Annotated in this window: 16 protein-coding genes; 12 read left to right on the top strand and 4 right to left on the bottom strand. The window is 65.4% G+C overall.

The window, feature by feature from the left end; all coding sequences use genetic code 11:
• The first annotated feature begins 16 nt into the window (after positions 1–16).
• The 7 genes from RQI28_RS16915 to RQI28_RS16885 all read left to right on the top strand — a co-directional run bounded on the left by RQI28_RS16915 (position 17) and on the right by RQI28_RS16885 (position 6,289).
• Positions 17–931 carry a biotin synthase gene (locus RQI28_RS16915; RefSeq protein ID WP_311222466.1) on the top strand — a complete coding sequence of 305 codons (915 nt, stop codon included), beginning with the start codon at positions 17–19 and terminating at the stop codon, positions 929–931.
• Positions 932–1,383: 452 nt separating this feature from the next.
• A complete protein-coding gene (coxB, locus tag RQI28_RS16910; RefSeq protein ID WP_311222465.1) occupies positions 1,384–2,553 on the top strand; it encodes a cytochrome c oxidase subunit II in 1,170 nt (389 codons plus the stop codon).
• Positions 2,554–2,590: 37 nt separating this feature from the next.
• A complete protein-coding gene (gene ctaD / locus RQI28_RS16905) occupies positions 2,591–4,252 on the top strand; it encodes a cytochrome c oxidase subunit I (RefSeq protein ID WP_311222464.1) in 1,662 nt (553 codons plus the stop codon).
• Between the two features lie 15 nt (positions 4,253–4,267).
• Entirely contained in the window at positions 4,268–4,372 is a 105-nt protein-coding gene (locus RQI28_RS16900; protein ID WP_311222463.1) for a cytochrome oxidase small assembly protein, read from the top strand.
• Between the two features lie 102 nt (positions 4,373–4,474).
• The gene (locus RQI28_RS16895) at positions 4,475–5,092 is read left to right on the top strand and encodes a cytochrome c oxidase assembly protein (protein WP_311222462.1); all 618 of its coding nucleotides are present in this window, start codon (positions 4,475–4,477) and stop codon (positions 5,090–5,092) included.
• Positions 5,089–5,319: a DUF2970 domain-containing protein gene (locus RQI28_RS16890; RefSeq protein ID WP_311222461.1), complete on the top strand. Its 231-nt coding sequence runs from the start codon at positions 5,089–5,091 to the stop codon at positions 5,317–5,319. The genes RQI28_RS16895 and RQI28_RS16890 overlap by 4 nt, the downstream gene beginning before the upstream one ends.
• A gap of 88 nt (positions 5,320–5,407) precedes the next feature.
• Positions 5,408–6,289, top strand: coding sequence for a cytochrome c oxidase subunit 3 (locus RQI28_RS16885; RefSeq protein WP_311222460.1), 882 nt, complete (start codon positions 5,408–5,410; stop codon positions 6,287–6,289).
• Between the two features lie 258 nt (positions 6,290–6,547).
• Here RQI28_RS16885 and RQI28_RS16880 read toward each other — a convergent pair whose 3' ends face one another.
• Positions 6,548–6,772: a twin transmembrane helix small protein gene (locus RQI28_RS16880; protein ID WP_311222459.1), complete on the bottom strand. Its 225-nt coding sequence runs from the start codon at positions 6,770–6,772 to the stop codon at positions 6,548–6,550.
• Between the two features lie 15 nt (positions 6,773–6,787).
• Here RQI28_RS16880 and RQI28_RS16875 point away from each other — a divergent pair, with 15 nt between their 5' ends.
• From RQI28_RS16875 to RQI28_RS16855, 5 genes are read left to right on the top strand one after another with little or no spacing between them, the layout of a single operon-like run.
• A complete protein-coding gene (locus RQI28_RS16875; protein WP_311222458.1) occupies positions 6,788–7,600 on the top strand; it encodes an SURF1 family protein in 813 nt (270 codons plus the stop codon).
• The gene (locus RQI28_RS16870) at positions 7,536–8,300 is read left to right on the top strand and encodes a hypothetical protein (protein WP_311222457.1); all 765 of its coding nucleotides are present in this window, start codon (positions 7,536–7,538) and stop codon (positions 8,298–8,300) included. The genes RQI28_RS16875 and RQI28_RS16870 overlap by 65 nt, the downstream gene beginning before the upstream one ends.
• The gene (locus tag RQI28_RS16865; protein ID WP_311222456.1) at positions 8,297–9,517 is read left to right on the top strand and encodes a COX15/CtaA family protein; all 1,221 of its coding nucleotides are present in this window, start codon (positions 8,297–8,299) and stop codon (positions 9,515–9,517) included. Before RQI28_RS16870 ends, RQI28_RS16865 begins: the two co-directional genes overlap by 4 nt.
• Positions 9,514–10,434, top strand: coding sequence for a heme o synthase (gene cyoE / locus RQI28_RS16860; RefSeq protein WP_311222455.1), 921 nt, complete (start codon positions 9,514–9,516; stop codon positions 10,432–10,434). The genes RQI28_RS16865 and cyoE overlap by 4 nt, the downstream gene beginning before the upstream one ends.
• A 3-nt stretch (positions 10,435–10,437) precedes the next feature.
• Positions 10,438–11,061 (top strand): SCO family protein, encoded by a 624-nt coding sequence (locus tag RQI28_RS16855; protein ID WP_311222454.1) that lies wholly within the window; start codon positions 10,438–10,440, stop codon positions 11,059–11,061.
• Here RQI28_RS16855 and RQI28_RS16850 read toward each other — a convergent pair.
• From RQI28_RS16850 to rpoH, 3 genes are all read right to left on the bottom strand, one after another.
• Positions 11,007–11,852: a Crp/Fnr family transcriptional regulator gene (locus RQI28_RS16850; RefSeq protein WP_311222453.1), complete on the bottom strand. Its 846-nt coding sequence runs from the start codon at positions 11,850–11,852 to the stop codon at positions 11,007–11,009. The two genes, RQI28_RS16855 and RQI28_RS16850, sit on opposite strands and share 55 nt — an antisense overlap.
• A 318-nt stretch (positions 11,853–12,170) precedes the next feature.
• Complete coding sequence (locus RQI28_RS16845) at positions 12,171–13,196, bottom strand: tripartite tricarboxylate transporter substrate binding protein (protein ID WP_311222452.1); 1,026 nt, start codon at positions 13,194–13,196, stop codon at positions 12,171–12,173.
• Between the two features lie 142 nt (positions 13,197–13,338).
• Complete coding sequence (gene rpoH, locus RQI28_RS16840; RefSeq protein ID WP_311222451.1) at positions 13,339–14,280, bottom strand: RNA polymerase sigma factor RpoH; 942 nt, start codon at positions 14,278–14,280, stop codon at positions 13,339–13,341.
• Between the last annotated feature and the right edge of the window lie 89 nt (positions 14,281–14,369).

The following is a 14,369-nucleotide window of genomic DNA, read 5'->3' as shown; positions in this document are numbered from 1 at the left end:
TCGCGCACCCGCTCCCATGCCTGACTCCTTGCCCCCCACCATCGATCCGGTCGCCGCGGCCCGCTGGCACGCGGCCGCGCCGCCTCAGTCCCCCTGGCTGCACGAGGAGATCGCCCGCCGCATGGACGACCGACTGCAATGGATCACCAAGCCACCCGCAACCTGGTGCGACTGGGATCCGCTGCGTGGCGGCCTGCAGGGCCATGCCCTGGTGCGCCAGCGCTACCCCCAGGCGCAGTGCCATGTCGCCGAAACATCATCGCCCCACGGCCAGGCGCTGGCCGAGGCGCATTTCGCTACCCCGTGGTGGAAACCTTCGCGCTGGACGGGCCACGCACCGCGCCTGGGCGTGCCGGCCGATGGCAGCGTGCAGATGCTGTGGGCCAACATGGCGCTGCACATGGCCGCCAACCCGCAGGCATTGATCGCGCGCTGGCACCGCGCACTGGCGGTCGACGGCTACCTGATGTTTTCCTGCCTGGGGCCCGATACGGCCCAGGAACTGCACCGCGTGTATGCCGCGCTGGGCTGGCCGCCCGCCGGGCATGCCATGACCGACATGCACGACTGGGGCGACATGCTGGTGCAGGCAGGCTTTGCCGAGCCGGTGATGGACATGGAACGCGTCACGCTCACCTTCGCCACGCCGCGACGGCTGCTGGAGGAGTTGCGCGGGCTGGGTTGCAACCTGCACCCACAGCGCTTTCCGGCATTGCGAGGGCGTGCCTGGCGCCAGCGGCTGGAGCAGGCCCTGGCCGACCAACTGGCCGATCCGAACCAGGGTTGCCAGTTGGCCCTGACCTTCGAGATCGTCTACGGCCATGCCTTCAAGCCCGCGCCCCGCGTGCGGGTGAGCCCGAACAGCGCCGTGTCGCTGGAGGACATGCGGGCCATGTTGCATGGCGGGCGCGGCCCGGGGATGGGCGGCTGAATCTTTGCCTGGTGGCAACCCGCTGGTGCATGGCCCGGGCGATGCGGTCCATGCGCCACATCAAGGCGGGCTACAATTTTCGCTTTCCGCGCGCGCGGACTGGTGAACCAGCGGGGTGGCGTATCGATGAAAGCTGCCCCGCTTGCGGCCAGCACGCTGCCGAATTTTCTTTCAGCCCGGTGGCGTTGCGTCCCCGGGCTTTCTCTTGCGTCGTCGCCATGCCACTGTCCCCGGGCTATTGCGTATTGCATTAGTGCGCGCGGGTGGGCATGCTTGCCCTCGGATGGAGACAAGCCGGGTTCATGTGAGCCAGGTCACCTTGGTGGGCGCAGCCAGCGGCAGCGCACCAGGTGCCAGGCACGAGACGTTCGCATGGCCTTGTGCGCAGCCTGACCCCACGCAGGCGCGGCAAGGATGGGTCCAAATTGAGGCAGGGAAGTTAAGTGAGAACTATGAAGAGCATTTCCAACACGCTGGCTTCTTTGCTGCTGGTATCTACGGCAGGCTTGGGCACCTTGGCCCATGCAGTGCAGGACCTTCCCGGTGGACCGGCGGTGCGCCAGCTCAACATGGCGCCGCCCGTCACGCGCATCGCCCAGGAGCAGCATTACCTGCACTGGATGATGCTGATCATCTGCACGGTGATCTTCGTGGCCGTGTTCGCGGTCATGTTCTATTCCATCTGGAAACACCGCAAATCGCGCGGCGCGCGCCCTGCCAACTTCCACGAATCGGTGACGGTCGAAGTGGCATGGACGATTGTTCCGTTCATCATCGTGATCCTGATGGCGTTGCCCGCTACCAAGGTGCTGGTGGCGCAAAAAGACACCACCAATGCCGACCTCACCATCAAGGCCACCGGCTATCAGTGGAAGTGGGGTTACGACTACATCACGGGCGAGGGCGAAGGCCTGGCCTTTATCTCCACGCTGGACAGCAGCCACCGCCAGATGTCCGACAGCGGCAATGTGACCAACGCGCCCACCGACTACCTGCTGAAGGTCGACAACCCGATGGTCGTGCCGGTGGGCAAGAAGGTGCGCGTGATCACCACCGCCAACGACGTCATTCACTCGTTCATGGTGCCGGCCTTCGGCATCAAGCAGGATGCGATCCCTGGCTTTGTGCGCGACACCTGGTTTCGCGCTGATCAAGTGGGCGATTACTACGGCCAGTGCGCCGAGCTGTGCGGCAAGGAGCATGCGTACATGCCCATCCATGTGAAGGTGGTGTCCGCCGCGGACTACACGCAGTGGGTGGCCGAAGCAAAGAAGAGGGCAGCAGCCAAACTGGACGATCCATCCCGCGTCTGGACGCTGGAGCAGATCCTGCCGCGTGGCGAGAAGGTCTATGCGGCCAACTGTGCAGCCTGCCACCAAGCCAATGGCAAGGGCGCCGGCCCAATCAAGCCGCTCGATGGCTCCGCCGTCGTCAAGGATGAAGATCATGCCAAGCAGATCCAGATATTGCTCAAGGGCGCGGCGGGCGGTGCCATGCCGTCCTGGGCGCAGCTGAGCGACACCGATCTCGCGGCCGTCGCCAGCTATACGAAGAATGCGTGGTCCAACAAGACCGGCCAGCTGGTGCAGCCGGCAGAAGTCTTGGCCCAGCGCGGCAAGTGAGCCGAGCCGCAACGCCCAATGCATTGAGGAAAACAAGATGAGCGCAGTTATCGACAACCACGCACCGGTGGACGGCAGCATTCACGGGCTTCATGGCGCCCACGACGGCGGCCATGACGACCACCACCACGGAGCGCCGACCGGCTGGCGCCGCTGGGTGTTCGCCACCAACCACAAGGACATCGGCACGCTGTACTTGCTGTTCTCGTTCACCATGCTGATGGTGGGCGGCGTGCTGGCATTGCTGATTCGCGCCGAGCTGTTCCAGCCCGGCCTGCAGCTGGTGAACCCCGAGCTGTTCAACCAGCTGACCACCATGCACGGCCTCATCATGGTGTTCGGCGCGATCATGCCGGCCTTCGTGGGCTTTGCGAACTGGATGATTCCGCTGCAGATCGGCGCATCCGACATGGCCTTCGCGCGCATGAACAACTTCAGCTTCTGGCTGATGATTCCGGCGGCCATCACGCTGGTGTCCTCGTTTTTCATGCCGGGCGGCGCTCCTGCGGCTGGCTGGACGCTCTATGCCCCGCTCACGCTGCAAATGGGCCCGTCGATGGATGCCGGCATCTTCGCGATGCACATCCTGGGCGCCTCGTCGATCATGGGGTCGATCAACATCATCGTCACCATCTTGAACATGCGCGCCCCGGGCATGACGCTGATGAAGATGCCCATGTTCGTCTGGACCTGGCTCATCACTGCCTACCTGCTGATCGCCGTGATGCCCGTGCTGGCCGGCGCCATCACCATGACGCTGACCGACCGCCATTTCGGCACCAGCTTCTTCAATCCCGCCGGCGGCGGCGACCCGGTGATGTACCAGCACATCTTCTGGTTCTTTGGCCACCCCGAGGTCTACATCATGATCTTGCCGGCCTTCGGCATCATCAGCCAGATCGTGCCGGCTTTCAGCCGCAAGCGGCTCTTCGGTTACGCCTCGATGGTGTATGCCACTTCGTCCATCGCCATCCTGTCGTTCATCGTGTGGGCGCACCACATGTTCACCACGGGCATGCCGGTGACGGGCCAGCTGTTCTTCATGTACGCCACCATGCTGATCTCGGTGCCCACGGCTGTGAAGATCTTCAACTGGATCGCCACGATGTGGCGCGGCTCCATGACCTTCGAGACGCCCATGCTGTTCGCCGTGGGCTTCATCTTCGTGTTCACGATGGGCGGCTTCACGGGCCTGATCCTGTCGATGGCGCCCATCGACATCCAGCTGCAGGACACCTACTACGTGGTGGCCCACTTCCACTACGTGCTGGTGGCCGGCTCGCTGTTCTCGATGTTCGCGGCCTACTACTACTGGGCGCCCAAGTGGACGGGCGTCATGTATTCCGAGCGGCGCGGGCAGATCCACTTCTGGGGCTCGCTCATCACGTTCAACATCACCTTCTTCCCGATGCACTTCCTGGGCCTGGCCGGCATGCCACGCCGCTATGCCGACTACCCCATGCAATTTGCCGACTTCAACATGGTTGCGTCCATCGGCGCGTTCGGTTTCGGCTTCATGCAGGTGTATTTCTTCCTGGCCGTGGTGTTGCCCGCTATGCGCGGCAAGGGCGAGCCTGCGCCACAGCGCCCATGGGAAGCCGCTGAAGGGCTGGAGTGGGAAGTGCCTTCGCCCGCGCCATTCCACACGTACGAGACTCCGCCGAAGCTCGACTCGTCCGCAACGCGCGTCGTCGGCTGATCTGCAAGGGACGATATGGCGACACCTGAACAGAAGAAGGCCAACCTGCGCATGGGGCTCATCTTGGCTTCCATTGCCTTCGCGTTCTTCATCGGCTTCATGGTCAAGATGACCTGGTAACGACATGAAGCACTCCTTGAGTCGCTCCGCACTTTCCCCCTCCAGGGTGGCGACGCCAATGCCAGGCGTTGCAGAGCTCGTGCAGCGTATAAGGGCCAGACCATGAACCTGCGCCGCGAAAACTTCAAGATGGTGGGCAAGCTGGCCGTGATTTCGGTCGGCATGTTCGCCTTCGGCTATGTGCTGATTCCCATCTACAAGCACATCTGCGAGATGACCGGCATCAACATCTTGTCGCTTTCGGAGCGCCAGGTGCCCGGCAACGGCGTGGCGGGGCGTGACGTGAAAGTACCCACCAACAGCCAGGTGGACACCAGCCGCACCATCACGGTGGAATTCGATGCTAACGCGCGTGGCCCGTGGGACTTCAAGCCCGCGCAGCGCTCGGTCAAGGTGCACCCGGGCGAGCTGACTACGGTGATGTACGAGTTCCAGAACATCCAGAACCGCCGCATGGCCGCGCAGGCCATTCCCAGCTATGCACCACGCCAAGCCGCCGCGCATTTCAACAAGCTGGAATGTTTCTGCTTCAACCAATACACGCTGGAACCGGGCGAGAAAAAGGAATGGCCGGTCGCCTTCATCATCGACCCCAGACTGTCCAAAGACGTGACCACGATCACGCTGTCCTACACCTTCTTCGAAGTGGGCGGCAGAACGCCGGCAGCCCCTGAATCGACAGCAGCCTTGCCTGCTGTCGCCCCACCGGCAGGCACATGACCGATGAGCGCAAGCCACGGCCAACCGACACCGCACCGCGCAGGGGATCGTTGCCGCGCACCATCCGTGCCGTGGCGTGGTCGCTCATCGGGTTGCGCAAGGGGTCTGAATACGAGAAAGACCTGGAGAAGATCAACCCGCTGCACCTTGTCATCGTCGGCCTGCTGGCGGTGTTCGTCTTGGTGGCGCTGCTGATCGTGCTGGTCAATTGGGTCGTACGGACATGATCGTTTTGAATTACCCCAACGTTTGCTGGCTCGCCTGCAGCCGGGTTGAGACACACCTACAACAGAGATTCGAGACTGAGGAGCTGACATGAGCGCACCCACCCACGGCACCACGCCGTATTACTACGTGCCCGCCGAGTCGCGTCACCCCGTGATGGCGGCGGCCGGCCTGTTCTTTGTTATTTTGGGCGCGGCCCAATGGATCAATGGCCACGAATGGGGCAAGTACTCGCTCGCCATCGGCATGGTGTGGTGGCTGTTCGTGCTTTACCAGTGGTTCCGCGATTCGGTGCGCGAGAGCGAGGCGGGGCTCTACGGCCACAAGATCGACCTGTCGTATCGCTGGAGCATGAGCTGGTTCATCTTCTCCGAAGTAATGTTTTTCGGCGCCTTCTTCACAGCACTGTGGTGGGCGCGCGCGCATTCGATACCCGCGCTGGGCAGCCTGGACAACGCCTTGCTCTGGCCCGACTTCAAGGCTGTCTGGCCCAGCATGATGGCGGGCGCCACGGCGTCCCCGGCTGGCATTGTCGAGCCGTTCCAGACCGTGGGTCCGTTCTGGCTGCCCACCATCAACACCGCGCTGCTCCTGACGTCCGGCGTTACCTTGACCATCGCCCACCACGCGCTGCGCGACGGGCACCGCGCGCGCGCCATCGCCTTCATGTGGGCGACCGTGGTCCTCGGCTTCGTGTTTCTGTGCGTGCAGGGCTACGAGTACTACCACCTCTACACCGATCTGAACCTGAAGCTCAACTCAGGGGTTTTCGGCTCCACCTTCTTTATGCTGACCGGCTTTCACGGCTTCCATGTGTTCATCGGCATGTTGATGCTGCTGTTCATCACGCTGCGCCTGCAAAAAGGCCACTTCACTGCCGAGCGCCATTTCGGCTTCGAGGGCGCTGCCTGGTACTGGCACTTCGTGGACGTGGTCTGGCTGGGCCTGTACGTGCTGGTGTACTGGTTCTGAGCGCTGCAGCGCGCCACCAAAAAAAGCGCCATCGGGCGCTTTTTTGCGTTGCGAGCACGCCCGCCCGCCCGTCTGGTTGTGGAAGGCCAGGAGTCTGCGCGGTATAAGGCGTCGATAGCGAGAAGCGGCCCCAGCGAGAGCAGTTTTCGCCTGATTCGCAGGCCCATAGCTCGGCTATGGGTCAAGAAGTCGGTGAAAAATGAACCGCTGCGGCCGCTTCGCAGCCGACGACTCTTCTGCCGCGCAGGCTCCTAGGGTTCAGCGCGGCGAGGCCGGCAGGCCCGTGGGCTGGATGTACCCCAGCTTCCATGCTGCGATCAGGCTGATGAAGAGCACAATCGACAGGGCCACGCGCAGCGCCAACGCGCCGGCCATGCGGCCGCTGCGCGCCTTGTCGTTGCGGCCGTTGCGCATCATGAAAAACAAGGCCGAACCGAGGGTCGCCAGAATGCAGAGAAAAGCCAGCACCACTACATATCGCATGCAGGGCATTATCCAGTGAACACCGCCACCCGCACAGAGGGCGTTCCCCTGGGGCTGCGATTTTGGTGCATTGCCTTGGCCGCAGTGATCGCCGTGCTGCTGACCGCATCGCTGGGCCGGTGGCAGTTGTCGCGCGCCGCACAAAAAGAAGCACTGCAGGCGGCCATGGACGAGCGTGCGGCGCAGCCGCCCGTCGGAGGGGCTGCGCTGGCGGCTGCAGTGCCGCAGCAGACTTCGGATGGGCAGGGCATTGACGCGCTGGTCCATCGCACGGCGGTGCTGCGCGGGCAATGGGTGGCAGGTGCCACCGTATTTCTTGACAACCGGCAGATGCACGGACGCCCGGGTTTCTTCGTGCTGACACCGTTCAAACTGGCCGGGCAATCCGCGGCTACCGTGGTCGTGCAGCGCGGCTGGGTACCGCGAGATTTCCAGGACCGCACGCGGCTGCCCGAGGTGCCCACGCCCGCAGGCGAGGTCGAAGTCACCGGCCGTATCGCATCGCCCCCGTCACGCCTCTACGACCCCGGTGGAACCGGCGCGGGCGAGGGGTCTTCCCGCATCCGGCAAAATCTCGACCTGACCGCCTACGGCGCCGAACATGGTCTGGTGCTCGTGCCCCTGTCGCTGCTGCAGACCGGCAACGACGACACCGGCCCGCAAGGGCTGCGGCGCGACTGGCCCGCCATCGACAGCGGCGTCGACAAGCATTACGGCTACGCATTCCAATGGTTCGGGCTCAGTGGCCTGGTGGTGATCCTCTATGTCTGGTTCCAAATCGTCCGACGCTTCCTTCGCCCACGCGGCAAGCCTTCCGCCGCCGCCTGATGCTGCGGGTGAGGCGCACCCGCTCGGACTGACCGTGCACAGCGTTCCCGAAGCCTCCCAGGCATTGCGCGATGCGCCGCATTCCCGCACGGGCCGCTGGAAGATGATCGGCGTGATGCTGGTCTGCGCCGCGCCGGTCATCGCCTCGTACTTCACCTACTACGTGCTGCGCCCCGATGGCCGCCGCAATTTCGGTGAGCTCATCAACCCGCAAAAACCGTTGCCGGCGCAGTTGCCGGTCGCCATGCTCGACGGCCGCCCAGGCGGCGTGCTGAGCCAGTTGAAAGGGCAGTGGCTGATCGTCAGCGTGGCGCCGGGCGCCTGCGCCGAAGCCTGCCGCAACCACCTGTACCTGCAGCGCCAGTTGCGCGAGAGCCTGGGCAAGGAAAAAGACCGCATGGACTGGGTCTGGCTGGTGTCCGATGCGGCGCTGGTGCCTGGCGACATCGCCCCCGGCCTGCAATCGGCCACCGTGCTGCGCGCCGACCTCGCCGCGCTGGCGCAATGGCTGGCGCCCGCTGCGGGCCATGCGCTGGTTGACCACCTTTATGTCGTCGACCCGATGGGCAACTGGATGATGCGCTTTCCGGCAGGGCTGGACCGCGCCGGCGCCGCCAAGGCCAAGCGCGACCTGGACCGTCTTCTGCGCGCTTCCTCGTCGTGGGACCAACCTGGCCGCCCCGAGGCCCAGCAGCCATGACCGACGCCCAACCCCTCTACGACCTGGCGCCGCTGCTGCGCCTGATGCTGCTGGGCATCGTCATCGCCCTGGGGCCGCTGGCCTGGGTGTGGCTGCGCAACCGCCGCAGCTCGCCCGTGCGGCGCCTGCAGGCGCTCACCGTGCTCACGCTGTTTCTCACGTTCGACTTGGTGCTGTTCGGCGCGTTCACGCGGCTGACCGATTCCGGCCTGGGCTGCCCCGACTGGCCCGGCTGCTACGGCAACGCCAGCCCCGTGGGTGCGCGTGCTGAGATTTCGGCGGCTCAAGAGGCCATGCCGACCGGCCCCGTCACCCACGGCAAGGCCTGGGTGGAGATGATCCACCGCTATCTGGCCACGGGGGTGGGCGTGCTCATCATCGCCATTACCGTCGGCGCCTGGCGCCAGCAGCGTGCCTCGCGGCGCCCGGGCGGGCCGCCTGCGCCTGCGCTCAGCCCGTGGTGGCCCACGGCCACGCTGGTATGGGTCTGCCTGCAGGGCGCGTTCGGTGCGCTCACTGTGACGATGAAGCTGTTTCCGGCCATCGTCACGCTGCACCTGATCGGCGGCATCGTGCTGCTGGCCATGCTGTGCGTACAGGCGGTGCGGCAAACGCAGGCCTCGCTGGGCACGGCGCCCGTTCCCTTGCGCGCCGCGCTGCGTTGGCTGCTGATCGCGACGACCGCGCTGGTCGCTGTGCAGATCGTGCTGGGCGGCTGGGTCAGCACCAACTACGCCGTACTGGCCTGCACCACATTCCCGACATGCCAGGGCAGTTGGTGGCCTGAGATGGATTTCGCTCACGCCTTTGAGGTCTGGCGTCCGCTGGGCCTGCTGCCGGACGGCTCCAGCATCAGCTTTGCCGGGCTCACCGCTATTCACTACATTCACCGGCTGGCGGCCTATGTGGTGCTGGCTGCGCTGGCGTTGCTGGTGTGGCGCCTGCGTCGCGCCCAGGCCCTGCAGTCGCCCGCCCGATGGCTGGCGGGCCTGTCGCTGCTGCAGTTTGCCACCGGCCTATCCAACGTGGTGCTCGACTGGCCCCTGGTGGCTGCCGTGCTGCACACCGGCGGCGCCGCCGCGCTGGTGGTCGTGCTGACCTGGGCGCTCAGCGCCAGCCGCGCCGCCACGGCGGCCGACCCGCTCGCCTTGCCTGGTACCGATGCGGCGCCGCGACCGACACCTGCGTCAGCCGACGCCACGAGAATTTCCGCATGAGTGCAGCCCCCGCCCCCGCGCCCCTTCCTACGGCATCGCTTGGCCGCGCTTCGCGCTGGTCGCAGTTCTATGCCCTGACCAAACCGCGCGTGGTGCAGCTGATCGTGTTCTGCGCCTTCATCGGCATGGTGCTGGCTGTGCCCGGCATGCCGAGTGGCCACCAATGGGCGCAAATGGCGTTGGCCAGTGCCGGCGTCTGGCTGGTGGCCGGGGCTGCGGCCGCGTTCAACTGCGTGGTGGAACAGGGTATCGATGCGCGCATGAAGCGCACCGCTTGGCGGCCGACAGCCAAAGGCGAGCTGTCCAATACGCAGACGCTGCTGTTTTCCGCCACGCTGTGCCTGGCCGGCTCTGCGCTGCTGTACCTGACCGTGAACCCGCTGACGATGTGGCTGACCTTCGCCACCTTCGTGGGCTACGCTGTGATCTATACCGTGATCCTCAAGCCCCTCACGCCGCAGAACATTGTGATCGGCGGCGCCTCGGGCGCCATGCCGCCCGTGCTGGGCTGGGCGGCCATGACGGGCGAGGTGGGCCCGGAAGCACTCATCCTTTTCCTGATCATCTTCCTGTGGACGCCGCCGCACTTCTGGGCCTTGGCGCTCTACCGCGTCGACGATTACCGCAAGTCCGGCCTGCCCATGCTACCCGTCACGCACGGCAATGAATTCACGCGCCTGCAGGTGTTCCTCTACACGCTGATTCTTTTCGCCGGCTGCCTGATGCCGTTCGTGTACGGCATGAGTTCCTGGATCTACCTGGCTGCCGCCGTGGTGCTGAGCTTGGGCTTCTGTGGCTACGGTTTCGCCCTGTGGCGCAATTACTCCGACGCGCTTGCGCGCAAGACCTTCCGTTTTTCCTTGATCCACCTGAGCCTGCTTTTCGCAGCGCTGCTGGTGGATCACTATGTGCTGTGAACCATGAATAAACGCAATACTCTCCGTTTGATAGCTGCTGGCGCCCTGTACACGGGGGCTGCGGGCCTTTTGGCAGCTTGTTCCAAGAAAGAGAAAGCGCCCGAGTTCAAGGGCGTGGACATCACCGGTGCCAAATATGCGCGCGACTTCCAGCTGCCTGACCAGAACGGCCAGACCCGCAGCCTGAAGGACTTCGCCGGCAAGGTCGTGGTGGTGTTCTTCGGCTACACGCAGTGCCCCGACGTGTGCCCCACCTCGATGGTGGAACTGGCCGAGGTGAAGCGGTCGCTGGGCGCGGACAGCGAGCGGCTGCAGGGCCTCTTCATCACCGTCGATCCGGAGCGCGACACGCCCGAGGTGCTGCGCGCCTACATGGCCAATTTCGACCCCGGCTTTCTGGCGCTGCGCGGATCGCCAGAGCAGCTCGCGGCCGTGGCGAAAGACTTCAAGGTCTATTACAAGAAGGTGGACGGCAAGACCCCCACCAGTTACACGATGGACCATTCGGCCGGCAGCTACGTGTACGACCCGCAAGGCCGGCTGCGCGTGTACAACCGCTACGGCAGCGGCGCTCAGGCGCTGGCCGCCGACGTACAGGCGCTGCTGAGCGAGCCCAAGCCCGCCTGACGGGCGCTCCGCTCCGCCCTAGCTGGCGGAGGGCGGCAGGCCGGCGTGGCCGCTGCTGCCGCAGCCATCACGGTCTGCGCTACCGGTCGCTGGCCCCGCGCCAGTTCGGTCAGCCGGTCACGCACAAGTTCGCAGTGCCAGCGGTCCTGGCGCAGCAGTGCTCCCTGACGAATCAGCAGCGCCATGCCCCGCGCGACCGTTTCACGCGTGGTGGTCAGCAGGCCCGCCAGCACAGCGTGGCTCGGCAGCCGCACCAGCGTGCTGCGCTGCAGAGTGGCCAGCAGCAGCAGGGCGCCCGCCAACTGCCCCACTGATCCGCGCACCCGCAGAATGCGGGCCCAGTCGGCCGTCAGTGCGTGCGCGTGCAACTGGTCGACGGCCAGATCTCGCAGAAAAGCGGCATCGAGCAGACTGCTCTGCGGTTTGCCTGGCCACAGCGGCGCGACTTCGATCTCGCACACCCGGCCGGGCATGACCGCGACGCATGACAGCTCCGCCGGCTGCTGCAGCAGCGCCGCGGTGCCCAGCGCCTGGCCGCAGCCCGCCATGCCCACAGGGCGATCTACGCCGTCGCCTGCACTGCGTTGCAGCAGCACGGTGCCGACCTTCACCACCTGTACCGCAGCCAGCACGTCGCCTTGGCGCTGCAGCACTTCGCCCTTGCGAAAGCGCCGTTCGCGCACGTGCGGCTCCCACGCTGCGCGCACCGCTGCGTCCTGGCGGCCCAGCAGGCAGTGCTGCCGGCAGGCGCAGTCGGGGCAGGCCTTGCGATCCGGGGCTGGCTGGGTCATGGTGCGTGGGGTTTTTGAATGAAAATGGCCCCTAGCGCTTGCCTATCAAGCGCTAGCAGCTATTAATTTAGTAGTGAGCAATAAGGCTGGGTGCCAAGACTTACTTACCGAGCACGCAGTCCAGGTCGGCCACGCTCGTCACGGCGGCCAGCGCCACAAACGCATACCCATGTGCCCGGTGCCGATGACAGCGATGCGCAACGGTGCATCACACCCCTTCGAGTCGAAACCCGCAGTCTGCCGGTGACCGGGCTTCAGGGGCATGACCTACATCAAAGCGACCGGTCCCCGCCGATGGGGCCGTCGCTGGCGCGCTATTTACTCCGCGCGAATGCCCCGTTCGCGGATCACGCGTCCGAGCTGGGCTGTGTCCGCTTCGATGCGGTTGGCCAGCCCCTCGGCTGATGAGCCCACCGTTTGCCAACCTTGCTGGAACAGCTTGGCCCGCACGTCCGGCGAGCGAGCGATGTCCGCCAGCAGCACAGACAGGCGCGCACGCACCGGCGCGGGCAGGCTGGCGGGCGCGGCGAAGGCGTTCCAGATCTCCAGGTTGAAATCCTTTACGCCCACTTCGGCCATGCTGGGCACGCCGGGCGCCAACGCGCTGCGGCCGGCCGAGGTCACGCCGATCAGCCGCAGCTTGCCCGTGCGCTCCTGCGCCTGGGCCAGCGCGGGCGGCAGCAGCGCCATCTGCAACTGGCCGCCCAGCATGGCGGTGGCCACCTGCGGATAGCCGGGGTAGGGCACATGCACAGGTGCGATGCCGGCGCGTGCCTTGAGCAGTTCGGTGCCCAGGTGGCCCACCGTGCCCACGCCGGGGGTGCCGTAGCTCCAGCGGTCGCCGGCGCGGCGCGCGGCCTCCAGAAACGCACGTGCATCGGCGCCGGCCGGCACGTCGGGCTGGCTGGCGGGAGCGGTCAGCACCAGCGGCGACACGCCGATCAGGCTGAGCGGGGCCAGATCCTTGTGCGGGTCGTACGGCAGTTGCGGGTTGATCAGCCGCGCGATGGTCATGTTGCCGTTGATGAACAGGCCAATGGTGTGCCCGTCGGTCGCCTTGGCCACTGCGTCTGCACCGATGTTGCCGCCCGCGCCCACCTTATTTTCGACGATGACCGGCCGCCCCAGCGCGAGCGACAGCGGCTCGGAGAAGGTGCGTGCCGTCAGGTCGGGTGAAGAGCCGGGTGGAAAGCCCACGATGATGCGCAGTGGCTTGGCCGGCCAGCCCGGCGTGGCTGGCGCGGAGGGCTGGGCCAGCGCATTGCCGGAAAGGCACAGCGGCAGTGCGGCTGCGGCCAGGCCGGCGGCGATCCAGGCTCTGCGGGTGGTGTCGGGGCGGGTCATGAAAGCGTCTCCTGGAATCGATGGCGGGCAAAAACGGCCCGGCCGTTGGCCCGGCCATAAAAAAAAGCGCGCGGCCCTTGCAGGCTGCGCGCGTCGATTATGGGCCTGCCGATCCCGCTGCTGGCGGGTGGCGGGCGGTGCCTCAGGCGTATTCCGCCAGCGACTTCTTCATCTTCTTCATGGCCGCCACTTCGATCTGGCGAATGCGTTCGGCGCTGACGCCGTAAACGGCAGCCAGCTCATGCAGCGTCATGCCGCCAGAGCCATCGTCGTTCACCTTCAACCAGCGCTCTTCCACGATGCGGCGGCTGCGGTCATCCAGGCCTGCCAGCGCGGTGGCGATGCCGTCGGTGGCCAGCACGTCGCGCTGGCGTGTTTCCAGCATGGCGGTCGGCTCATGGGCGCGGTCCGCCAGGTAAGCGATGGGGCCGAAGGCCTGCTCGCCGTCGTCGGACGGGGCCGGGTCCAGCAGCACATCGCCGCCCGACAGCCGGGTTTCCATCTCGATCACTTCTTCACGCTTGACGTTCAACTGCGCGGCGACCAGATCGATCTCCTTGTCGGAGAGTGTGTCGCGGTGCGTCGATGCATCTTGCGCTGCAGCGTCGGCCTTGAAGCCTTGCTTCATCGAGCGCAGGTTGAAGAACAGCTTGCGCTGGCTCTTGGTGGTGGCCACCTTCACCATGCGCCAGTTCTTCAACACGTATTCGTGAATCTCGGCCTTGATCCAGTGCATGGCGTAGCTCACCAGGCGCACGTTCTGATCAGGGTCGAAACGTTTCACGGCCTTCATCAAGCCCACGTTGCCTTCCTGGATCAGGTCGCCGTGCGGCAGGCCGTAGCCCAGGTATTGGCGGGCGATGGACACGACCAGACGCAGGTGGGACATCACCAGGCGTCCGGCGGCGTCCACATCGCCGTCATCCTTGAGTTGGCGTGCATACGTACGCTCTTCGTCGGCCGTCAGCATCGGCAGACGGTTCACGGCAGAGATGTAGGCGTCCAAATTGCCCAGCGGGGGGATGAGAGCCCACGGGTTGGCCGGCGCCAGGGCCGTTGCAGCGGTTCCAGACTGAATCGTCATTCCAGAAGTCCTTTCTTCCATGCATTCATGTTAGCACTCGGTTTGAGTGAGTGCTAAGGGTGGAGTTCCCTTCAGGACGTAGGACGTGT

Source organism: Acidovorax sp. WCS2018Noco2-16 (genome assembly GCF_031843945.1).
Taxonomy (GTDB): domain Bacteria; phylum Pseudomonadota; class Gammaproteobacteria; order Burkholderiales; family Burkholderiaceae_C; genus Paracidovorax.
The sequence above is the reverse complement of the archived record's forward strand: the minus strand, read 5'-3'. Positions and strand labels throughout refer to the sequence as shown.